Annotated in this window: 24 protein-coding genes and 1 rRNA gene; 12 read left to right on the plus strand and 13 right to left on the minus strand. The window is 37.7% G+C overall.

Annotated features, from left to right (window positions below; genetic code table 11):
- Positions 1 to 139 precede the first annotated feature (139 nt).
- A 16S ribosomal RNA gene (locus AC3EMB_RS24170) occupies positions 140 to 1,691 on the minus strand.
- 405 nt (positions 1,692 to 2,096) lie between these two features.
- Between AC3EMB_RS24170 and AC3EMB_RS24175 the strand changes: the two genes are divergently transcribed.
- Both AC3EMB_RS24175 and AC3EMB_RS24180 read left to right on the plus strand, forming a co-directional pair.
- On the plus strand, positions 2,097 to 2,777 hold the full coding sequence (locus tag AC3EMB_RS24175) for an MgtC/SapB family protein (protein WP_000386677.1): 681 nt from the start codon (positions 2,097 to 2,099) through the stop codon (positions 2,775 to 2,777).
- Positions 2,778 to 2,869: 92 nt separating this feature from the next.
- Positions 2,870 to 3,865, plus strand: coding sequence for a potassium channel family protein (locus AC3EMB_RS24180; RefSeq protein ID WP_000842316.1), 996 nt, complete (start codon positions 2,870 to 2,872; stop codon positions 3,863 to 3,865).
- Here AC3EMB_RS24180 and AC3EMB_RS24185 read toward each other — a convergent pair.
- Together AC3EMB_RS24185 and AC3EMB_RS24190 are read right to left on the minus strand one after the other, a co-directional pair.
- The gene (locus AC3EMB_RS24185; RefSeq protein ID WP_000612347.1) at positions 3,852 to 4,265 is read right to left on the minus strand and encodes a YugN-like family protein; all 414 of its coding nucleotides are present in this window, start codon (positions 4,263 to 4,265) and stop codon (positions 3,852 to 3,854) included. The genes AC3EMB_RS24180 and AC3EMB_RS24185 overlap by 14 nt on opposite strands.
- 107 nt (positions 4,266 to 4,372) lie before the next feature.
- Positions 4,373 to 5,725, minus strand: a complete 1,353-nt coding sequence (locus tag AC3EMB_RS24190; protein ID WP_000103664.1) for a glucose-6-phosphate isomerase — start codon at positions 5,723 to 5,725, stop codon at positions 4,373 to 4,375.
- A 274-nt stretch (positions 5,726 to 5,999) separates the two neighbouring features.
- Here AC3EMB_RS24190 and AC3EMB_RS24195 point away from each other — a divergent pair, with 274 nt between their 5' ends.
- Positions 6,000 to 6,233, plus strand: coding sequence for a DUF378 domain-containing protein (locus AC3EMB_RS24195; RefSeq protein WP_000105788.1), 234 nt, complete (start codon positions 6,000 to 6,002; stop codon positions 6,231 to 6,233).
- A 109-nt stretch (positions 6,234 to 6,342) separates the two neighbouring features.
- Here the strand turns inward: AC3EMB_RS24195 and yugI are convergent, their stop codons facing one another.
- The 3 genes from yugI to AC3EMB_RS24210 all read right to left on the minus strand — a co-directional run bounded on the left by yugI (position 6,343) and on the right by AC3EMB_RS24210 (position 8,625).
- Positions 6,343 to 6,687 carry a S1 domain-containing post-transcriptional regulator GSP13 gene (yugI, locus tag AC3EMB_RS24200; protein ID WP_000003764.1) on the minus strand — a complete coding sequence of 115 codons (345 nt, stop codon included), beginning with the start codon at positions 6,685 to 6,687 and terminating at the stop codon, positions 6,343 to 6,345.
- A gap of 253 nt (positions 6,688 to 6,940) precedes the next feature.
- Complete coding sequence (locus AC3EMB_RS24205) at positions 6,941 to 8,131, minus strand: aminotransferase (RefSeq protein WP_000808528.1); 1,191 nt, start codon at positions 8,129 to 8,131, stop codon at positions 6,941 to 6,943.
- Positions 8,128 to 8,625 carry an Lrp/AsnC family transcriptional regulator gene (locus AC3EMB_RS24210; RefSeq protein ID WP_000255696.1) on the minus strand — a complete coding sequence of 166 codons (498 nt, stop codon included), beginning with the start codon at positions 8,623 to 8,625 and terminating at the stop codon, positions 8,128 to 8,130. The genes AC3EMB_RS24205 and AC3EMB_RS24210 overlap by 4 nt, the downstream gene beginning before the upstream one ends.
- 95 nt (positions 8,626 to 8,720) lie before the next feature.
- On the opposite strand from AC3EMB_RS24210, the gene AC3EMB_RS24215 reads away from it, so the two are divergent.
- Together AC3EMB_RS24215 and AC3EMB_RS24220 are read left to right on the plus strand one after the other, a co-directional pair.
- Positions 8,721 to 9,701: a 2-hydroxyacid dehydrogenase gene (locus AC3EMB_RS24215; RefSeq protein ID WP_488517315.1), complete on the plus strand. Its 981-nt coding sequence runs from the start codon at positions 8,721 to 8,723 to the stop codon at positions 9,699 to 9,701.
- A gap of 109 nt (positions 9,702 to 9,810) precedes the next feature.
- Positions 9,811 to 10,650 carry an alpha/beta fold hydrolase gene (locus AC3EMB_RS24220; RefSeq protein ID WP_001015204.1) on the plus strand — a complete coding sequence of 280 codons (840 nt, stop codon included), beginning with the start codon at positions 9,811 to 9,813 and terminating at the stop codon, positions 10,648 to 10,650.
- A 120-nt stretch (positions 10,651 to 10,770) separates the two neighbouring features.
- Here the strand turns inward: AC3EMB_RS24220 and AC3EMB_RS24225 are convergent, their stop codons facing one another.
- Entirely contained in the window at positions 10,771 to 11,022 is a 252-nt protein-coding gene (locus AC3EMB_RS24225; RefSeq protein WP_000537641.1) for a YugE family protein, read from the minus strand.
- A 117-nt stretch (positions 11,023 to 11,139) separates the two neighbouring features.
- Between AC3EMB_RS24225 and AC3EMB_RS24230 the strand changes: the two genes are divergently transcribed.
- Complete coding sequence (locus AC3EMB_RS24230) at positions 11,140 to 12,291, plus strand: MalY/PatB family protein (RefSeq protein ID WP_001175830.1); 1,152 nt, start codon at positions 11,140 to 11,142, stop codon at positions 12,289 to 12,291.
- Positions 12,292 to 12,449: 158 nt separating this feature from the next.
- Here the strand turns inward: AC3EMB_RS24230 and sodC are convergent, their stop codons facing one another.
- Complete coding sequence (gene sodC, locus AC3EMB_RS24235; protein WP_023523265.1) at positions 12,450 to 12,989, minus strand: superoxide dismutase [Cu-Zn]; 540 nt, start codon at positions 12,987 to 12,989, stop codon at positions 12,450 to 12,452.
- A gap of 68 nt (positions 12,990 to 13,057) precedes the next feature.
- Complete coding sequence (locus AC3EMB_RS24240) at positions 13,058 to 13,234, minus strand: hypothetical protein (RefSeq protein ID WP_000982763.1); 177 nt, start codon at positions 13,232 to 13,234, stop codon at positions 13,058 to 13,060.
- A 165-nt stretch (positions 13,235 to 13,399) separates the two neighbouring features.
- On the opposite strand from AC3EMB_RS24240, the gene kapB reads away from it, so the two are divergent.
- A complete protein-coding gene (gene kapB, locus AC3EMB_RS24245) occupies positions 13,400 to 13,783 on the plus strand; it encodes a kinase-associated lipoprotein KapB (protein WP_001209343.1) in 384 nt (127 codons plus the stop codon).
- Between the two features lie 40 nt (positions 13,784 to 13,823).
- Here the strand turns inward: kapB and kapD are convergent, their stop codons facing one another.
- A complete protein-coding gene (gene kapD, locus AC3EMB_RS24250) occupies positions 13,824 to 14,447 on the minus strand; it encodes a 3'-5' exonuclease KapD (RefSeq protein ID WP_000344356.1) in 624 nt (207 codons plus the stop codon).
- Positions 14,448 to 14,736: 289 nt separating this feature from the next.
- Between kapD and AC3EMB_RS24255 the strand changes: the two genes are divergently transcribed.
- Complete coding sequence (locus AC3EMB_RS24255; protein WP_486895023.1) at positions 14,737 to 16,062, plus strand: ArsB/NhaD family transporter; 1,326 nt, start codon at positions 14,737 to 14,739, stop codon at positions 16,060 to 16,062.
- A gap of 79 nt (positions 16,063 to 16,141) precedes the next feature.
- Here the strand turns inward: AC3EMB_RS24255 and AC3EMB_RS24260 are convergent, their stop codons facing one another.
- Positions 16,142 to 16,609, minus strand: coding sequence for a hypothetical protein (locus AC3EMB_RS24260; protein ID WP_000390061.1), 468 nt, complete (start codon positions 16,607 to 16,609; stop codon positions 16,142 to 16,144).
- 117 nt (positions 16,610 to 16,726) lie between these two features.
- Here AC3EMB_RS24260 and AC3EMB_RS24265 point away from each other — a divergent pair, with 117 nt between their 5' ends.
- Entirely contained in the window at positions 16,727 to 17,440 is a 714-nt protein-coding gene (locus AC3EMB_RS24265) for a DNA alkylation repair protein (protein ID WP_023523268.1), read from the plus strand.
- Between the two features lie 344 nt (positions 17,441 to 17,784).
- The gene (locus AC3EMB_RS24270; protein ID WP_000287154.1) at positions 17,785 to 19,161 is read left to right on the plus strand and encodes a glycine--tRNA ligase; all 1,377 of its coding nucleotides are present in this window, start codon (positions 17,785 to 17,787) and stop codon (positions 19,159 to 19,161) included.
- A 39-nt stretch (positions 19,162 to 19,200) separates the two neighbouring features.
- Here AC3EMB_RS24270 and AC3EMB_RS24275 read toward each other — a convergent pair whose 3' ends face one another.
- Positions 19,201 to 19,584 carry a hotdog fold thioesterase gene (locus tag AC3EMB_RS24275; protein ID WP_001140612.1) on the minus strand — a complete coding sequence of 128 codons (384 nt, stop codon included), beginning with the start codon at positions 19,582 to 19,584 and terminating at the stop codon, positions 19,201 to 19,203.
- A 95-nt stretch (positions 19,585 to 19,679) separates the two neighbouring features.
- Between AC3EMB_RS24275 and AC3EMB_RS24280 the strand changes: the two genes are divergently transcribed.
- Positions 19,680 to 20,423 (plus strand): DUF3298 and DUF4163 domain-containing protein, encoded by a 744-nt coding sequence (locus tag AC3EMB_RS24280; RefSeq protein WP_254489450.1) that lies wholly within the window; start codon positions 19,680 to 19,682, stop codon positions 20,421 to 20,423.
- Positions 20,424 to 20,473: 50 nt separating this feature from the next.
- On the plus strand, positions 20,474 to 21,067 hold the full coding sequence (locus AC3EMB_RS24285; RefSeq protein ID WP_001253381.1) for a biotin transporter BioY: 594 nt from the start codon (positions 20,474 to 20,476) through the stop codon (positions 21,065 to 21,067).
- Between the two features lie 45 nt (positions 21,068 to 21,112).
- Here the strand turns inward: AC3EMB_RS24285 and galU are convergent, their stop codons facing one another.
- The gene (galU, locus tag AC3EMB_RS24290) at positions 21,113 to 22,000 is read right to left on the minus strand and encodes a UTP--glucose-1-phosphate uridylyltransferase GalU (RefSeq protein WP_000757815.1); all 888 of its coding nucleotides are present in this window, start codon (positions 21,998 to 22,000) and stop codon (positions 21,113 to 21,115) included.
- Between the last annotated feature and the right edge of the window lie 58 nt (positions 22,001 to 22,058).

A 22,058-nucleotide genomic window follows, 5' to 3' on the forward strand; every position in this document is an offset into this window, starting at 1 on the left:
AAATTAAAAAATATGAGCTACACTGTTATCTAGTTTTCAAAGAACATACATTTATATATGAGAGATAGTTCTCTCAAAACTGAACAAAACGAAACACGGAAACTTATATTGATGAACAGCGTTCATCAATTCTCCATAGAAAGGAGGTGATCCAGCCGCACCTTCCGATACGGCTACCTTGTTACGACTTCACCCCAATCATCTGTCCCACCTTAGGCGGCTGGCTCCAAAAAGGTTACCCCACCGACTTCGGGTGTTACAAACTCTCGTGGTGTGACGGGCGGTGTGTACAAGGCCCGGGAACGTATTCACCGCGGCATGCTGATCCGCGATTACTAGCGATTCCAGCTTCATGTAGGCGAGTTGCAGCCTACAATCCGAACTGAGAACGGTTTTATGAGATTAGCTCCACCTCGCGGTCTTGCAGCTCTTTGTACCGTCCATTGTAGCACGTGTGTAGCCCAGGTCATAAGGGGCATGATGATTTGACGTCATCCCCACCTTCCTCCGGTTTGTCACCGGCAGTCACCTTAGAGTGCCCAACTTAATGATGGCAACTAAGATCAAGGGTTGCGCTCGTTGCGGGACTTAACCCAACATCTCACGACACGAGCTGACGACAACCATGCACCACCTGTCACTCTGCTCCCGAAGGAGAAGCCCTATCTCTAGGGTTTTCAGAGGATGTCAAGACCTGGTAAGGTTCTTCGCGTTGCTTCGAATTAAACCACATGCTCCACCGCTTGTGCGGGCCCCCGTCAATTCCTTTGAGTTTCAGCCTTGCGGCCGTACTCCCCAGGCGGAGTGCTTAATGCGTTAACTTCAGCACTAAAGGGCGGAAACCCTCTAACACTTAGCACTCATCGTTTACGGCGTGGACTACCAGGGTATCTAATCCTGTTTGCTCCCCACGCTTTCGCGCCTCAGTGTCAGTTACAGACCAGAAAGTCGCCTTCGCCACTGGTGTTCCTCCATATCTCTACGCATTTCACCGCTACACATGGAATTCCACTTTCCTCTTCTGCACTCAAGTCTCCCAGTTTCCAATGACCCTCCACGGTTGAGCCGTGGGCTTTCACATCAGACTTAAGAAACCACCTGCGCGCGCTTTACGCCCAATAATTCCGGATAACGCTTGCCACCTACGTATTACCGCGGCTGCTGGCACGTAGTTAGCCGTGGCTTTCTGGTTAGGTACCGTCAAGGTGCCAGCTTATTCAACTAGCACTTGTTCTTCCCTAACAACAGAGTTTTACGACCCGAAAGCCTTCATCACTCACGCGGCGTTGCTCCGTCAGACTTTCGTCCATTGCGGAAGATTCCCTACTGCTGCCTCCCGTAGGAGTCTGGGCCGTGTCTCAGTCCCAGTGTGGCCGATCACCCTCTCAGGTCGGCTACGCATCGTTGCCTTGGTGAGCCGTTACCTCACCAACTAGCTAATGCGACGCGGGTCCATCCATAAGTGACAGCCGAAGCCGCCTTTCAATTTCGAACCATGCAGTTCAAAATGTTATCCGGTATTAGCCCCGGTTTCCCGGAGTTATCCCAGTCTTATGGGCAGGTTACCCACGTGTTACTCACCCGTCCGCCGCTAACTTCTTGAGAGCAAGCTCTCAATCCATTCGCTCGACTTGCATGTATTAGGCACGCCGCCAGCGTTCATCCTGAGCCAGGATCAAACTCTCCAATAAAGTTAGTTTGTCTAGCATCTAAAAATAAAAATTGACGTTTCACGTTGTTTGTTTCGTTCAGTTTTCAAAGAACTACTTGGTCGCTCATTTGCGACTTCCTTATGTTAACATCTTCGTTTTTCGATGTCAACTAAGTTTTTCAATTTCTTTTTTGTCGTTTTCTGCGTTTCTGCATCAGCGACGGTTATTAATATATCATGGTGAAAAATGAAATGCAACACCTTTTATAAACTTTTTTTAAAACTGCCCACATTTCTTTTTTAATATCATATACTTAAACGAAATATCTCTTTCATGTATGAGTAATTCCTACATATATTTTATATAAAGTTACTCTATCAAAAAACGTTTCTTTCTATACTAAGCGTTTTATTCATATACCATATCATACAAGGAGGAATATATATGGACTATACCGATTTATTAATCAAACTAGGTCTCTCGGCGATTTTAGGGTTTGCCATTGGTTTAGAACGCGAATTAAAACGGAAACCACTTGGTTTAAAAACGTGTTTAGTTATTTCTATTATTAGTTGCCTCCTAACGATTGTTTCTATTAAAGCAGCTTATAACTTACCACATACCGATCATATGAATATGGATCCACTTCGACTTGCCGCTCAAATTGTATCAGGAATTGGTTTTTTAGGTGCTGGCGTAATTTTAAGAAGAGGCAACGATAGCATTGCAGGGCTCACGACCGCCGCTATGATCTGGGGTGCTTCTGGTATTGGTATTGCCGTTGGAGCTGGTTTCTATATCGAGGCGATTTTCGGAATGTGTTTCCTTATGATTAGTGTCGAACTTATACCACTCGCGATGAAATATGTAGGCCCTAGGTCATTTCGTCAACGTGATATCGCTGTGAAACTTGTTGTACGAAATATGGACAATATCCCAATCGTAATTGAAGAAATAAAGGAAATGGATATAAAAGTTAAGAATATGAAGCTTAAAACATTAGAAAACGGTTCTCACTATTTACATCTTAAACTGTCCATTGATCAAAAAAGACCTACTGCTGATGTTTACTATGCTCTTCAACATCTTGAAAGTGTCCAACAAACTGAAGTGGAAAGTATGTAGCATAAAACAAACTCTCTTTAATTAGAGAGTTTTTCTTTTTTCTATAATGGTAACAATGAATGTAGTCCTGCAAAACAAGGAGGAATTTACTATTGAAATCCCGTCCGAATTTAGTAGATACATTTCGTGATTCCATTATTTTTCGTTTAATTTGTTTTATTATTGTATTCACTGCTTTTTCTGGTTTTCTTATACATAGATTAGAACCCTCTCATTTCACTACATGGTTTGACGGAATTTGGTGGTCAATCGTTACCATTTTTACAGTTGGATATGGCGACTTTGCTCCCCATACAACGATAGGAAAACTAATAGGTATAAGTATTATTTTATTAGGAACTGGCTTTTGTTCTTATTATATGGTTCTATTCGCTACTGAGATGATCAGTAAACAATATATGAAAATTAAAGGTGAAGAAGCCGCTACCTCTAACGGTCATATGATTATCGTTGGCTGGAATGAGCGTGCAAAACATGTTGTAAAGCAAATGCATGTATTACAACCAAACCTTGATATCGTTTTAATTGATGAAACACTTTCTTTACTCCCAAAACCATTTCATCATTTAGAATTTATAAAAGGTTGTCCGCACCACGATCAAACTTTATTAAAAGCTAATATTAAAACGGCACACACCATATTAATAACAGCGGATAAAGAAAAGAACGAAAGCTTAGCAGATACACAATCCATTTTAAATATTTTAACTGCAAAAGGACTCAATCCAAACATTCACTGCATCGCAGAACTACTTACTACTGAACAAATTCAAAATGCAACGAGAGCTGGCGCGTCAGAAATTATAGAAGGAAATAAATTAACGAGTTATGTATTTACCGCTTCTCTTTTATTCCCTTCTATTTCAGGTGTACTATTCTCACTTTACGATGAAATCTCTGATAATAAATTACAACTGATGGAGCTTTCTCCGTCCTGCACCGGACAAACCTTTGCAAATTGTAGCTATACCCTTTTAAAACAAAACATTCTCTTACTAGGTATAAAGCGCGACGATCAATATATGATTAACCCAGTCCATACCTTCATTCTTATCGAAAGCGACGTACTCATTGTTATTCACCATTAAGAAAATGTTTTTCTAGTTCCCGCATGAGCACTTTTCCAATATTGATATATTTTCTTTTCACTTCTGCATCTGGATCTTTCGGTTCAGCAAATTGATCCATCCCACTCGTTCCCGCGGTTAAAGTATTCACATTATCATCTAGTTCGTCTTGATATACGTGCGAAAGAATATACGGCGTTTCAAGACGGACTACTACACCAGGTACATCTAGTTCACCATCTACTGCTGTAAACGGCACTCGTAAAAATTGATACCCATCTTCTTCATCGATTTTGTAATCGAAGCATCCTTTATCATAATCCCAATTACCACCAATACTATATCCAAGTGGTTTCATAACCTCTTCTAATTTATATAACGCATATGTACGTCCTTCTAAATTTGATTGAATCGGAATCAAGCCCATCCCTCCAAGACTTTTCCTTTAGCATACCCACTCTAGTTTGAATATACTGATGGACTTTTCGATAAAATAATAAAAAGCGACCGGAATCCGGTCGCTTTTTATTATTTTAAACGCTCTTCTAATTCTGCTTTTAATTCTTCAAATCCTGGTTTACCAAGTAAAGCAAACATGTTTTTCTTGTATGCTTCTACGCCAGGTTGGTCAAATGGATTTACGCCTAATAAGTAGCCGCTCATCGCACATGCTTTTTCGAAGAAGTATACAAGGTAACCGAATGTGTACTCATTTAATTCAGGAATATTTACGATTAAATTTGGTACTCCCCCGTCGCTATGTGCAAGTAATGTACCTTCGTATGCTTTTGTGTTTACGAAGTCTACAGTTTCACCAGCAAGGTAGTTTAATCCGTCTAAATCGTTGTCTTCTAATTCGATTGTTAGTTCATGTGTAGATTTACCTACTTTAAGAACTGTTTCAAATAAGTCACGACGACCTTCTTGAACGTATTGACCTAATGAGTGTAAGTCAGTTGAGAAGTTTGCTGAAGATGGGAAAATACCTTTTTGATCTTTTCCTTCACTTTCACCAAATAACTGTTTCCACCACTCAGCGAAGTATTGAAGTGCTGGCTCATAGTTAACAAGCATTTCAATTGTTTTTCCTTTATTGTATAAAGCGTTACGAACTACTGCGTATTGGTAAGCTGGGTTTTCTTCTAGTTCTGATGTTCCGAAGTCATCATGACCAGCAGCTGCACCTTTCATCATCTCTTCAATATTTAAGCCACTTACTGCGATTGGTAATAAACCAACTGGCGTTAATACAGAGAAACGTCCTCCAACATCATCTGGAATAACGAATGTTTCGTAACCTTCGTTATCAGCTAATGTTTTTAATGCACCACGTGCTTTATCTGTAGTTGCATAAATACGTTTGCGAGCTTCTTCTTTTCCATACTTCTCTTCTAATAACTTACGGAAAATACGGAATGCTAGTGCTGGCTCTGTTGTTGTACCTGATTTGGAAATAACGTTAATAGAGAAGTCTTTACCTTCTAATACGTCCATTAAATCTTTCATGTAAGTGGAGCTAATGTTTTGTCCAACAAATAGCACTTGTGGAGTTTTACGTTGTTCTTTAGATAGCGTGTTGTAGAAAGAATGGCTTAACATTTCGATTGCTGCGCGTGCTCCTAGGTAAGAACCACCAATACCTACAACAAGTAAAATGTCAGAGTCGTTTTTAATTTTTTCTGCGCATTTTTGAATGCGAGCGAATTCTTCTTTGTCATATTGAAGCGGAAGGTCTACCCACCCAAGGAAATCGTTCCCAGCTCCAGTTTTTTCGTGGATTGCATGATGTGTTACTTTCACTGCATCACGTAAATAAGTGATTTCATGTTCACCGATGAAGGATAACGCTTTAGAATAGTCGAACGTTACATGTGTACTCATCTTTTTCCCTCCAATTATGGATATGTATTTCTGTATTCACTTTAGCGAAACTGAAGTTGTAAATCAAGCGATTCAACCATTGTAAACGTAACCAATATATATTTTTTAGAAAAAGTTCATTTTTTGCATAAAAATTCGCATTTTTCGGTATAGATGTATATACATCATCTTTCGAACATTTTTTATGTATAAAAACAACATAACTACCCCATTCTATAAAAGAGTTAATTAACTCATCGCTTGCTCATGCTTCACAATTAAGGGGGGCTTTTTCATGAGTACTTTGCAACGTATCGCATTAGTCTTTACTGTAATTGGCGCTGTGAACTGGGGACTAATCGGATTTTTCCAGTTTGACTTAGTAGCAGCCATTTTCGGCGGACAAAATTCAGCTCTTGCACGTATTATTTACGGCATCGTTGGTATATCTGGGCTTATCAACCTTGGTTTACTGTTTAAACCATCTGAAAATCTTGGTACGCACCCAGAAACAAACGAAATTCGATAATCAGTATGTCCTTTCACCTCCGACATACGAATATGATTGCATGCAATCATATTTGCAAATATATATCATAAGATAAAGTAAAAGAGGAACGCTCATATGCGTTCCTCTTTTACTTTGTTAACTCGGACTCTTCAATCCATTCTGCCAACTTTTCTCGCAGCGTATTAAATCCGTTTTCAGATGGGTTCGGTATAAGAATCCTTCCTTGTTTTCTTTTCGCCGCTTTTAACGATAAACTCATTTTTCTGTGCTCTTCATCAATTGAAAGTACCTTTACTTCTACTGTATCGCCGACTTTTAAAAAGTCATGAATATCCTTTACATATCCATTTGTAATTTCAGATATATGCACAAGTCCTTGTGTTTCTGCATCTAACGCTACAAATGCACCGTAATCTTGAATTCCAGTCACTTTCCCTGTTACAACCACTCCTGTTGTATATTGTTCTGACATATGAAACACTCCCATACGTTTACCATTCTCTCTACAATTATAGAGAGCAAAGCAGATATATTTATTTTAAATATCCGATTGGTTAGTACGCATTCTAGATAATGATATCTAGAATGCGTATACCTTATATTAGTAAATTATACCACTATGACAGAACTCATTCAAAATTCATGAAAAATTTCCCTTAAAGAAGTATAATTCTCCAATATTGGGATAGACTACTAACACATGGCTTTCTAGTATTCCCCCCCTTTTATGGACAAAACGTATTACGTTTTGTCCTTTTTTTATTTTCTACAAATCGTTCCATTCTCTTCATCGCTTCCATAAGTTGTTCAAGCGACGTCGCATATGAACAACGAATAAATCCTTCACCACTTTCGCCAAATACGCTACCAGGGACAACGGCCACTTTTTCTTCCAACAATAACTGTTCTGCAAATTCCGCTGAAGATAATCCGGTTGAAGATATAGAAGGAAAAACATAAAATGCTCCGCCCGGCACATGACACGTTAAGCCCATTTCATTGAAAGATGTCGTCATGAAGTTACGACGCTTCTTATAGCTATCTCTCATTCGAATTACTTCATCGTTCCCTGCGCGTAACGCCTCAAGTGCTGCAAACTGAGACATCGTCGGTGCACACATCATTGAATACTGATGGATTTTGAGCATTAATTCTGAAAATTGAACAGGAGCTGCAATCATACCGAGGCGCCATCCTGTCATCGCAAATCCTTTTGAAAATCCTGAAATTAAAATCGTATGCTCACGCATATTTTTAATACTGGCGAAACTTGTATATACTTCGTCGTATACAAGTTCTGCATAAATTTCATCAGATAATACGATTAAATTGTACTTCTCAACAATCACTGCTATTTCATCAAGCTCGGATTTATTTAGCATTGCACCTGTCGGGTTATTTGGTGAACAAAGCAAAATTGCCTTTGTTTTCGCTGTAATAGCTGCTTCAATTTGTTCTGGTTGTACTTTAAACTCGTTTTCTAACGTAGTCGCCACAGGAACCGGAACTCCTCCAGCTAATGTCACAAGTGGTGCATAAGAAACGAAGCTCGGTTCAATAATGAGCACTTCATCATCAGGATTTATAATGGCGCGCATCGCTACATCTAACGCCTGGCTCGCTCCAACTGTAACAATGATTTCATCACTTGGATCATAAGATACTGCAAATTGTTTTTTTAGATACTTTGCTATTTCTTGACGGAGCTCCAATAATCCTGCATTTGCTGTATATGACGTATACCCTTGTTCCAAAGAACGAATACATGCTTGCCTTACATTCCAAGGTGTAACAAAATCCGGCTCTCCTACCCCGAGGGAAATAACACCTTTCATATTTGCTGCTAAATCAAAAAATTTTCGAATACCAGATGGTTTTAAAGATTCTGCTGATCTAGATAGTTCAAATTGCTTCATGGTGTCACCACAATTCGCTTATCATCATCGTCTTTTTCATAAATAACGCCCTCATGTTTATACTTCTTCAAAATGAAATGAGTAGTTGTAGAAACAACAGATTCAATTGTTGCTAATTTCTCAGAAACAAACATCGCTACTTCTCCCATCGTTTTCCCTTCTAATGTAATAGAAAGATCATATGTCCCTGACATTAAATAAACGGATTTCACTTCTGAATAACGATAAATTTGTTCAGCAACCGCATCAAACCCAACGCCATGCTTTGGCGTAACTTTCACATCGATCATTGCCGTTAAACCTGTATGTTCTTTCACCTTCGTCCAATCAATATGTGTTACATAATCCACAATAATCTTTTCATTTTCTAACCTCGCAACCATCTTCTTTACTTCTTCTACCTCTATATTTAACAGCTTCGCTAATGTATCTACAGATAATCGACTACTCTTTTCAAGACAAGCTAATAATTCTAATTCTTTTTCTGTCACCATATAAATCATCCTTCCTTTTCGTTTGTGTTTAAATTATACAAATACCCTTTCCAGTTTGAAAAGAAGATTTTTCTATTGAATTATGTCAAAATAAAGTGAAAGGGGATGGAACCGTGAAACCAAAAGTTTATATTGCTGAACCAGTTCCAACATTTGTAGAAAACTATTTATCAGAACACTGTGATTATGAAAAATGGGATCAAAATGAGAAAGTACCTCGTGATGTTCTATTAGAGAAAATACAAGATAAAGATGGGTTATTAAATTTCGGATCTGCTATTAATGAAGAATTACTGACAGTGGCTCCTAACTTAAAAGTAGTGAGCAACATTTCTGTCGGTTACGATAATTTTGATTTACAAGCGATGAAAAGCCGAAATGTTATCGGAACGAATACACCATACGTATTAGATGATACAGTAGCTGATCTCGTTTTCGCCCTTATGCTATCAGCTGGGCGCCGCGTTTGCGAACTCGATTCTTACGTGAAAAATGGTGAATGGAACGCTGAAATCGGAAAAGAACACTTCGGACTAGATGTACACCATAGCACAATTGGTATTATCGGTATGGGCCGAATTGGAGAAGCCGTTGCAAAACGAGCAAAATTCGGATTTGATATGAATGTTCTTTACTATAACCGCCGTCGTAAAGAAGAAGCTGAACAAAAATTCGATGCTACATATTGTGATTTACAGACGCTACTGAAGCAGTCTGACTTTATTGTTCTTCTTACTCCATTAACAGATGAAACATATCACCTTATCGGAGAAAAGGAATTTTCATTAATGAAAGAAACAGCAATCTTCATTAATGCTTCTCGCGGGAAAACAGTAGATGAAGAAGCGTTAATCCATGCTTTAACAGAAAAGAAAATCTTTGCAGCAGGTATTGATACATTTACACAAGAGCCGATTCAAAAAGATAATCCACTCTTATCATTACAAAATGTTGTGACTTTACCACACATCGGATCTGCAACATTAAAAACTAGGCAGCAAATGGCTATGACCGCCGCTGAAAATTTAGTTGCAGGATTACAAGGAAAAACACCGCCTAATATTGTTCGCGGGTAATACTGAATAAACGAAAGGCAAGATGACGTCGTCATCTTGCCTTTTTTTGTTAACATATTTTCTTCTTCCTTGGAGATGATATGAACAAAAATCAATGGAGTGACAAAAAATGAATCACGAATATACTTGTCCTTATTTCACTTTTTCCACTCGCGGCACTACTATTCATTACGAATTGTATGAACACGATAACAAAACAGAACGTCCTACTTTCGTACTCGTTCACGGCTTTTTATCTTCCTCATTCAGTTACCGTCGTCTCATTCCCTTACTATCGAAAGCAGGAACAGTGATTGCTCTTGATTTACCACCGTTCGGAAAAAGTGATAAGTCTCATCTGTTTAAGTATTCTTATCACAATTTAGCAACGATTATTATTGATTTAATTGAACATTTATCTCTCTCAAACATTGTATTAGTTGGGCACTCTATGGGTGGGCAAATTTCTCTCTATGTAAACCGTATACGTCCTGAACTCATTTCAAAAACGATTTTACTATGCAGCTCTAGCTATTTAGCACGCGCAACCTTACCTTTACTATACTCTTCTTATTTACCGTTCTTTCATTTATACGTAAAGAACTGGATTATTAGACGCGGTATTGTTCATAACTTAATGAATGTCGTTCATGATCACTCATTAATTGACGATGAAATGAAAAAAGGTTACTCCGCTCCTTTTTATGACGACCGTATATTTCCCGCTTTAACTCGCATGATACGAGACCGTGAAGGTGACTTATCTTCAACTGAATTACAAAAAATCGAAACACCTACACTACTCATTTGGGGTGAAAAAGACCGCGTCGTCCCTGTACATGTAGGTCATCGTCTACACAAAGATTTACCGAATTCAAAATTTATTTCTTACGAAAATACAGGACATTTACTACCTGAAGAAAAGCCTGAACATGTTTATGAAGAAATTATCGCTTTTTCTGCGCAATAAAGTGAAACTTTAATTAGCCCCCACCTAACTTCTTTGCTTCTGCTGAATTTTGAGGTGGGGGTCTTACTGCCCGGCAAATAGCGGGATAATATAAAAAAGGCCGTCGGAAATTCCGACAGCCTATAATGAACAGCTTCCGCCTTCTTTTATTACAAGTAATTCCACAGCTAATTTCTCACATTTTTCAAGCGCAGGTACTTCCTCAAAAGACATAAAGTATATATGTTGAATCTTCTTTGCGATGTATTTTGGATCATCAAACACACTTATGACGTTCACAACATCGCTCGCTTCTGTTTCATAAAACTCCGGTCCCATTTGAAACGGATCCCAATTCTTCACAACCTCTATCATCTTTTCATATGTACCCATTCGCTTCCCGCCTTTTCACTTTTTAATACTTTTCTTTATCCTATCACATCAGCTATTCTATAAGAAGAGAGAGAACTTTCATAACTTATTGGTTTTACAGAAGAAGGGGGCAAACGTATGCAACTATTTCATAAAGCAATCAATCGACGTGGAACGCATAGTATAAAATGGGATACATATAAAAACGAAGAACTTATCCATGCTTGGATTGCTGATATGGATTTTGAAGTACCAACACAAATTCAAACTGCTTTAAAGAAACGTATTGAGCATCCTATTTTCGGCTATACACTTCCTCCCGAAAATATTGGAGATATTATTTGTAACTGGACAAAAAAACAATATAACTGGGATATTCAAAAAGAATGGATTGTTTTTAGCGCGGGGATCGTTCCAGCTCTTAGTACGAGCATACAGGCTTTCACAAAAGAAAACGAATCCGTTCTCGTACAACCACCTATTTATCCTCCATTTTTCGAAATGGTCACAACAAACAACAGGCAGTTATGCGTGAGTCCATTACAGAAACAAAATGATACATATGTGATAGACTTCGAGCATTTAGAAAAGCAGTTTCAGCAAGGTGTCAAACTCATGCTTCTTTGTAGCCCTCATAACCCAATCGGACGCGTTTGGACGAAAGAGGAACTTGTGCAGCTCGGATTGTTATGTACTAAATATGACGTTATCGTTGTCGCGGATGAAATTCATTCCGATATCATTTATGCAGACCATACACATACGCCGTTCGCTTCCTTATCTGAAGAATTAGCAGAGCGCACTATCACTTGTATGGCTCCAAGTAAAACATTTAATATCGCTGGATTACAAGCTTCGATTATTATCATTCCAAACGAAAAACTCCGTCACGCCTTTACAGCTATCCAATATAGACAAGGCTTCCACGGGTTAAATATCTTTGCCTACACAGCGATGCAAAGTGCCTATACAGAATGTAATGATTGGTTAAACGAAATTCGATTATATATAGAAGATAATGCTCAATTTGCTTGTGAATATATTAAAACTCACATACCTGCTCTTTCCGTAACGAAGCCAGAAGGTAGCTTTTTATTATGGATTGATTGTTCTCGTCTAAAGCTTTCTCAAAACGAGCGTACTGCATTACTTGAGGAAAAAGGAAAAATCATCGTTGAACCTGGTGAGAAATACGGGTTAGGTGGCGAAGAACATATTCGAATTAACATCGGCTGTCCACGATCTGTTTTAGAAGAAATTTTGAACAGACTGCGTCATACGTTTTCATAATAATAGAGGAGTCTGTCCCCTAATCATTCTTGGACAGACTCCTTTGTCATATTTTGTCGGTAAGTTGATATATTTCAAGTTACGGTCAATATATTCCAATAATCGCTGATATATTTTCACTTATACTACACAAAAAAAAGCTACCAGCACGGTAGCTTTTACTTTTTCTTCATATCCGCTGCTTTTTTTACAATTACACCACAAGCAATTCGATCGCCTGATTTACCTGTCGGTTGTGTCATACCATCATCAGGGTTTTCTGTAATAATAATAGACGCTCCATCTTTTCTATGAATCGTCGTTTTTCCTTCTTCAAGTGTGATGTGAGGTGCATCGATTTCCGCTTTAATCTTCCCAGAACCATCTGCAACTACGTTCGGTAAATCACCGTTTTCTGCACCCTTCGGATTAAGAAGACCATGTTTTTTATCATCAGGATTAAAATGATTCCCGGATGATTCAAAACGAGGTGCCTTACACTCTCCTATTTCATGTACATGTAGTCCGTGTGGTCCTGGCGTAAAACCTTCTCCTTTAATCGTAATTTTCACGCCACTTGTTTGCTGCACTACTTTCGCAGTCCCTACTTCATCTCCTGAAGCATTATGTAATTTCACTTCAATTTCTTTCGGCTTTCCTTGGTCACAACCTGCCATCAGAAATAATAAACAACAACTGAAAAAAAGCCGTTTCTTCATTCCATTCCCTCCAAAATATATTCTGCCCTTAGATTGTCCGAGCATAGAGGGAAACATACAAAAATGCGTTACTGTTTCTTTTCAGCTAATAGTTTTTCTTCAACTTTCTGTAATCGCTCTGCTTCGCGTTTTGATACACGAATGAACATACGCCACGTAGCAACGGCACCAATGATAAATAGCACGCAAACAATCCCTGGAATAATATATTCTGTTTTATCTTCCGGAAAATATAAAGGCATCATATAGAACACTCCTTATTATAGGATTTGTAAAACACCAGAATTTTCTGTTATATAACTTTAAATTATAGTGGAACCTATCCATATTCTCAAGGGGGCGTTCCGAAAGCGAATGATTTCTTTGACTCCTTCTCCTACTTTCCTTACTATAAACTTGAGGTGAAAAATATGAGAGAAACATTTGAAATTGGTGAAATCGTTACTGGGATTTATAAAACTGGCAAATACATCGGCGAAGTTACAAATAGCCGCCCTGGCAGTTACGTCGTAAAAGTATTAGCTGTTTTAAAACATCCGGTGCAAGGTGACTTACATAACGTAAAACAAGCTGACGTACCATTTTTCCATGAAAGACGCGCTTTAGCTTTCCGTGAACAGACGAACATTCCAGAGCAAATGGTGAAAAAATATGAAGGAGAAATTCCGGATTATACCGAGTCACTAAAATTAGCATTAGAAACCCAAATGAATTCATTTTCTGAAGATGATTCACCTTTTGCAGAGCGTAGTCTAGAAACATTAGAACAGTTAAAGAAAGACTACAAACTTTAAAAAACAAAACGACCAAATTACATAATGTGCAATTTGGTCGTTACTGTGTGCTCACTTTCTTTAACACTTTTGAAAAATCAACGAGTTCTCCTAATGTTGGAGGTGCTGGTTTTACTAAATACTCTTTATCTTTTTCTACTAGTTTAAAAATATTGTACGTCGTCATCGCATCATCAAGCGCACAATGATGCTTCCCTGTCCCTACTTTTCCGTACGCCTCAATTGCTTTCCATAATCCTGTTTGATTTCTTTCTCCAAAAAACTTCTTATACTCAAGCGATAAATCACGACACTGTCCGAAGAATGGAAAAGCTATCCCTGCCATTTCACAATTATGCTTCAGCACTTTCATATCCATATTTCCCCACGTTACAATTGTCGGTTTACATTTCGTTTCGTATTCCGCAAGCTTCTTAACGAGTTCAGGAAATGAAATCCCTTTATCCACGACTTCTTGTTTTATTCCTAAAAACTTCTTACATCGATCCGTTAAAGAGGGAAATGTTTTCGGCCTGACATGTGATGAATACGTATCTTCCACCTTACAGCCAGCAACTGAAACGAGTCCTACCTCAATAATTTCCGGAAAAAACCCTTTCGGTTTCTTTCTATGCTGGGGCATCGTAAACTCAAAGTCTAAAAATAAAAATCGTTGTTCATCCATACGATCCCTTCCTTATCATTTTTATCATTCCTTTCTATTTGACACTCCTACACGAACAAGCTCGAATGCTAATTCCATTTTAAATATTCAGATTGGATGTATCTTATATATATGTCAAATGCCCACAAATATTTTAAAAAATAAGAAAAAATGACCTATGCAGAAAATATGACAAAATCCCTCCTTGCATTTACATCCGCAGTTTTTCTACTTTATAATGACGTTATGTGTGTTTCATCTAGTTAATATTTGACACACTAAGAAAAATGAATGAAAGGAGTTGAGATTTTTGCACGAAACAACGCAAGAACTCGCTAACTGGCAGTATTATTTTGCTATCGCAGTCTTTTTAATTACATATGCCATTATTATTTCTGAAAAAATTAATCGCGCTGTCATCGCACTTCTTGGTGCAGCATTCATGGTAATTGTGGGGGTCGTCGATTTACATAACGCCTTTACGAAACATATTGAATGGGGAACGATTACGCTACTCATCGGTATGATGATTTTGGTGAACATTACGAGTAAATCAGGTGTTTTCCAATACGTTGCCATTAAAGCAGCAAAAGGGGCACAAGGAAATCCAATTAAAATTTTAGTTTCCCTTTCCCTACTTACCGCGCTTGGCTCCGCATTTTTAGATAACGTTACAACTGTACTTCTTGTTGTTCCAGTTACTTTATCTATTACGCGCATACTGCAAGTAAATCCTGTTCCATATTTACTTTCTGAAATTATTTTTTCAAACATTGGGGGAACGGCAACATTAATTGGTGATCCACCTAACATTATGATTGGTTCTGCCAATAAGCATTTAGACTTCAATGCTTTCCTATTGAATCTAGCACCAATCGTAATTATTATTATTGGAGTTACAGCAACAATACTTTACTTCATGTACCGTAAACAATTAATTGCCGATCCTGTACAGGTTAAAAAATTAATGAGCTTAGATGAAAAACAATACATTAAAGATCCAGTATTAATGAAAAAATCTTTAACGGTGCTTGGACTTACGATTGTAGGTTTCATGACTCATTCTATTTTCCATATTGATGCGGCTATCATTGCCTTAACTGGTGCTACTGTACTTATGTTAATTGGTGTGAAAGAGCATGAAATTGAAGAAGTATTTGCAAGCGTAGAGTGGGTAACAATCTTCTTCTTCGCAGGGCTATTCGTACTTGTTGGAGGACTTATCGATATCGGTCTTATCAAAATGTTAGCTCAAAAAGTAATTGGTATAACAGGCGGAGATATTTCTTACGCATCCATCCTTATTTTATGGGTATCTGGTATCGCCTCTGCAACAATTGATAACATCCCATTCGTCGCAACAATGATTCCACTTATTAACGATATGGCAGTTGGGCTAGGCTTATCACCATCTGACGCACAAATCGATGTATTATGGTGGGCATTAGCACTAGGTGCTTGTCTCGGTGGAAACGGAACATTAATCGGAGCTTCTGCTAACGTAATCGTTGCAGGTATTGCGAGCCGCGAAGGACATAAATTTAGTTACATGGAATTCCTAAAAGTCGGTTTCCCAATTATGATCGTTTCATTAATCATTTCTCACATTTATATTTATTTACGCTACCTTATGTAGTAAAAAGAGCGCTCTGATAATCAGGGCGCTTTTTTACTTATATCTAAAATATATCGACTTATCAACAAAAACGAAAAATCTACTCTTTATATCTCACCGGTTCATTTCGAATAATAAATAAATGAATCGGTAAGAACACCGAAAATGTGATTACATGAATAATCGTAAATAATATAGAGTTCGTTCCATATCTGTCTAAAATAGCGTAGATAAGATAAATAGACAATACAATCGATACAGCTGTTGCTAGTAAACTTATAATTGGTACGAAATTAAAAATGAAACATGCAACATATATACCGAATACTTTCCACCCTGCTTCTTCTTTCAAAAAATCTGGTAATTTATCTTTCGCTAAGTCACCCCACGTCTTACTATTCAAAAACGGAATAAACGCAAGCACCCCGTCCGTTGCACCATCATTTTTCGCCATCGAATAAAGTGCAAAAGCCGTTAACAAATATGAAATAATTGCCCAAATCAATATAACAAGAATAAACGCAAAACTAAGAGCAAAGAAACCTGCTAGTACGCCTTGATCCTCCATCTTATCCTCTCCTCTCTACTTTCAACATATTTCATTACATTGCAAGTTATGTTTTAAAATTTATCCAAACTCTTTGTATAATAAGAGAAGATAGAGAATAAGAGAGGAGAAACACTTATGCATCCATTTGTAAAAGCATTACAAGAGCATTTCACAGCTCATAAAAATCCTGAAAAAGCAGAACCTATGGCTCGTTATATGAAAAATCACTTCCCATTTCTAGGTATTCAAACACCGGAAAGACGCCAATTATTAAAAGACGTCATTCAAATACATACTCTCCCAGATAAAAAAGACTTCCAAATTATCGTACGTGAGCTTTGGGACTTACCAGAACGTGAATTCCAAGCGGCCGCACTTGATATTATGCAAAAATATAAAAAGCATATAAACGAAACTCATATCCCCTTCTTAGAAGAACTTATTGTCACAAAATCTTGGTGGGACTCTGTCGATAGCATCGTCCCTACATTCTTAGGTACTATCTTTTTAAAACACCCAGAATTGATTTCTGCTTATATTCCAAAATGGATTGCATCAGATAACATATGGTTACAACGCGCCGCTATTTTATTCCAACTGAAATATAAACAAAAGATGGATGAGGAACTTCTTTTCTGGATTATTGGACAACTACATTCTTCAAAAGAATTTTTCATTCAAAAAGCGATTGGCTGGGTCCTTCGTGAATATGCAAAAACAAATCCGGATGTAGTTTGGGAATACGTGCAAAACAACGAGCTCGCTCCATTAAGTAAGCGTGAAGCAATTAAGCATATTAAAGAAAATTACGGAATAAATAATGAAAAAATAGGCGAGACTCTATCATAGATAGACGCGTTCCTCTATTGAGATTTAAAAAAGAACGTGTTAGAATATGTTCATTATTACTAATATAAGTAGCGATGACGGACTTATAAGTACTTGCATAAAAAGCGATTCAGGGATAGTGAAAGCCTGAAGCCGCAAGGAAACGGCAGTCCCGAGCAATACATGATAAAGTGGATGCACCTTTGTGTATCAACTAGGGTGGAACCGCGGGCAAACGCTCGTCCCTAGGCAAATAAGCCTTGGGATGAGCGTTTTTTTATGTTCTTTTTAGCTATACTGCTCGTTTCCAAAGTATCAGAGTATGTCATCGCCAATACGTTAACTTTCAAAAGGAGGATTTTCTTATGTATTCAATGGAACAAGTTGTAAACTTAGCGAAACATCGCGGTTTTGTTTTCCCTGGTTCTGAAATTTACGGTGGTCTTGCAAACACTTGGGATTACGGTCCACTTGGAATCGAATTAAAAAATAACGTTAAAAAAGCTTGGTGGAAAAAATTCATTCAAGAATCTCCATACAACGTTGGTTTAGACGCAGCTATTTTAATGAACCCTAAAACTTGGATCGCTTCTGGTCACGTTGGTAACTTCAACGATCCAATGATCGACTGTAAAAAATGTAAAGCTCGTCACCGTGCTGACAAATTAATTGAGGATGCTTTAGATGCAAAAGGCATCGAAATGGTTGTTGATGGTCTTACTTTCGACCAAATGGCTGACTTAATGAAAGAACATGAAGTAAAATGTCCTGATTGCGGTAGTGAAGAATTCACTGAAATCCGTCAGTTCAACTTAATGTTCAAAACATTCCAAGGTGTTACAGAGTCTAGCACAAACGAAATCTTCCTTCGTCCTGAAACAGCACAAGGTATTTTCGTAAACTTCAAAAACGTTCAACGCTCTATGCGTAAAAAGCTTCCATTTGGTATTGGCCAAATCGGTAAGAGTTTCCGTAACGAAATCACGCCTGGTAACTTCACATTCCGTACACGTGAATTCGAACAAATGGAACTTGAATTCTTCTGTAAGCCTGGTGAAGATTTAGAGTGGTTCGCATTCTGGCGTGAAACTTGTAAAAACTGGTTACTTTCACTTGGTATGACTGAAGAGAGCATGCGTCTTCGTGACCACGGTGAAGAAGAGTTATCTCACTATAGTAATGCAACAACTGACATTGAATTCAAATTCCCATTCGGTTGGGGCGAACTTTGGGGCGTTGCATCTCGTACAGACTTCGACTTAAAACGTCACATGGAACACTCAAACGAAGACTTTAATTATATCGATCCACAAACGAATGAGCGTTACGTACCATACTGCATCGAGCCATCTTTAGGCGCAGACCGTGTAACATTAGCATTCTTATGTGATGCATATGAAGAAGAGCAATTAGAAAACGATTCTCGTACAGTTCTTCGTTTCCACCCTGCTTTAGCACCATACAAAGCAGCTATCTTACCATTATCTAAAAAGCTATCTGAAGGTGCTACTGAAGTATTCGCAGAATTAGCTAAAGACTTCATGGTAGACTTTGATGAAACTGGTTCTATCGGTAAACGTTACCGTCGTCAAGACGAAATCGGTACACCATTCTGTATCACATACGACTTCGACTCAGTTGAAGACAAAGCTGTTACAGTACGTGACCGTGATACAATGGAACAAGTTCGTATGCCAATTAGCGAACTAAAAGGTTTCTTAGAGAAGAAAATCCAGTTCTAATTATAAGAAAAAGAGGCTGCTCATAAGAGCGCCTCTTTTTTACTTTTCACGTTTTTCTTTAATTGCTACTGTACATCTTGATATACATAGTAAATCATCATTTTCATCAATAATACGAACATCCCAAACCATTGTCGATTGTCCTCTATGTATCGGTGTTCCGATCGCTGTTACAATTCCATCTTTCTTTGAGCGAATGTGGTTTGCATTAATTTCTAATCCGAAACAAATACATTTTTCTTGATCAATTAAATTGTATGAACCAACACTTGCCACTGTTTCTGCCAATGCAACCGATGCACCGCCATGTAAAAATCCAAATGGCTGATGCGTACGCTCATCAACAGGCATCGTAGCAACCACCTTATCTTCTGTCATCTCTAACAACTCAATTCCAAGTGAATCCATTAAAGTTTTTGCCATATCGCTTCCTCCTTCTCTTGCTTTAATTAAATGTATAATTTTACCTATTTATTTTCAAACTACTTATAACACTTATATAAGGAGGCTTCACCTAAATGAAACAGAAATTTTGTATATTACTGCTTATGTTCTCCTTGCTGACTATTGTACCAAATTGTGCAATAACAGCCAAAGCATCTAACCTGACAATCGATGTTAATACTGTAACGCAAAAAGGTAAGAAACCTTATATAGAATATCAAATAAATAGGCCTTCTTTTCACAACTTTTCTGACTCTACATTTCAAAATAAGCTCAATTTATACTACAAAAAGTCCACTGACAAATTTAAAAACAAATTAGAAAAAGAAGCAAAAAAATACTATAAAGAGACAGAAGGATCTAGTACACCATTTCATCCGTACGTAGCAAATGTTGATTATAAAGTCTCTTTAAACAAACCACCTTTTCTTAGCCTATATGTGAATTACTATCAATATACTGGCGGAGCACACGGTCTTTATACGTGGAAGGCAAATACATTTGATTTAAAAGAAAAAAAGCTACTGCACTTAGACGATTTATTTCAACAAAAAGATAAATATAAAGATGTAATCCGTGCAGAGATTGTAAGACAAATTAAACAAAATGAAAGTATTTATTTTCCTGATGCAACTGAAAAGGTAATGAGTATGAAAAAGTTTCACTTCTTTTTAGAGCCAGACAATCTCGTCATTTATTTCCCTTTATATGAGATTGCTCCGTATTCAAGTGGAATTCCGCAATTTCGTATTCCATATACGTTGCTAAGAGACTATTTAAAGCCTTCTTATCAAAATATTTTGATTGACAACAAGTAAATATTTTAGCTACGATAATGTTAACCTAAAAACAAAAGGAGGTTAACATTATGAGAAGATTACATGTTTTAGATTTAGCATTAGCTGCCATGTTCGTTGCTCTTATGGCCATCGGTGCAAATATTGTATCTTGGGCACCATTCCTTCAAGTAGCAGGTATCCCATTATCTATGCAACCATTTTTCGCAATTTTAGCAGGTCTTCTTCTTGGAAGTAGACTTGGTGCTTTATCCATGACTGTTTATATGCTCGTTGGCGTAGCCGGCGCACCAATTTTCGCTAACTTCAAGGCTGGATTTGGAGCACTTTTAGATCCTACTGGTGGTTTTATTATCGCATTTATTATCGTTGCTTACGTATCGGGGAAACTAGTAGAACAAAAAGAAAGACCAACATTCATTACATTCGCGATTGCCTCTTTCACAGGAATTATTTTAACTTATATAATCGGTACTACTTACATGTACGGGGCAGTCAATCTCTTTATGGGCGGTAATATGAGCTATAAAGCTGCTTGGATGATTATGATGTGGTTTGCAGTAAAAGATATTGTATTTACAATTATCGGTGCTATTATCGCCCCTCGCATATACTATGCTGTGCGTCGTTCTGCTTATCAGCATTCTCATTCGACGATTTCATAATAAAAAAGAGTTATTGCAGCTTGCTGCAATAACTCTTTTTTTATATTAAGACTCTTGATTCACTTGTTCTTCTAAAATTTTCTTCATCATTACAACCATGTCATCACGTAATTCTGGGTGTTGCAGGGCCATTTCGATTGTCGTTTGAACAAATCCTAGCTTTTCACCTACGTCGTAGCGCTTTCCTTCGAAATCGTAAGCAAATACACGTTGGATTTCATTTAAGCTTTGGATTGCATCTGTTAACTGAATTTCACCACCAGCACCGACATGTTGCTGCTCTAAGAACATAAAGATTTCAGGCGTTAAAATGTAACGGCCCATAATCGCTAAGTTTGAAGGTGCTGTACCTTGTGCTGGTTTCTCAACGAAATTGCGAACTTGGTAACGACGACCTTCTTGTTCTAATGGATCAATAATTCCGTAGCGGTGTGTTTCATTTTCTGGAACCGTTTGTACACCAATAACAGAAGAAAGCGTTTTATCATATTCTTCGATTAATTGACGTAAGCATGGTTTTTCAGCTTGAACGATATCATCGCCTAATAAAACAGCAAATGGCTCATCACCGATGAATTTACGTGCACACCAAACAGCGTGTCCTAATCCTCTTGGTTCTTTTTGACGAATATAATGAATATCTACCATTTTTGAAGAAGCCTGTACTTTTTCAAGTAACTCATACTTTTTCTTTTCTAATAAGTTTTGCTCTAACTCAAATGCATTATCAAAATGATCTTCAATAGAGCGCTTTGTTTTACCAGTAACGATAATAATGTCTTCGATTCCTGATTGTATTGCTTCTTCTACGATGTATTGGATAGTTGGTTTATCTACTATCGGCAACATTTCTTTCGGCATTGCTTTTGTTGCTGGTAAAAAACGTGTTCCCAATCCAGCTGCTGGGATTATGGCTTTTCTTACTTTTTTCATCACAAAATACCCTCTCTTCTGTCAGAATCAATAACGATCATTTCCTTACATAAAACAA

The sequence above is a fragment of the Bacillus sp. LQ16 genome, assembly GCF_057784645.1.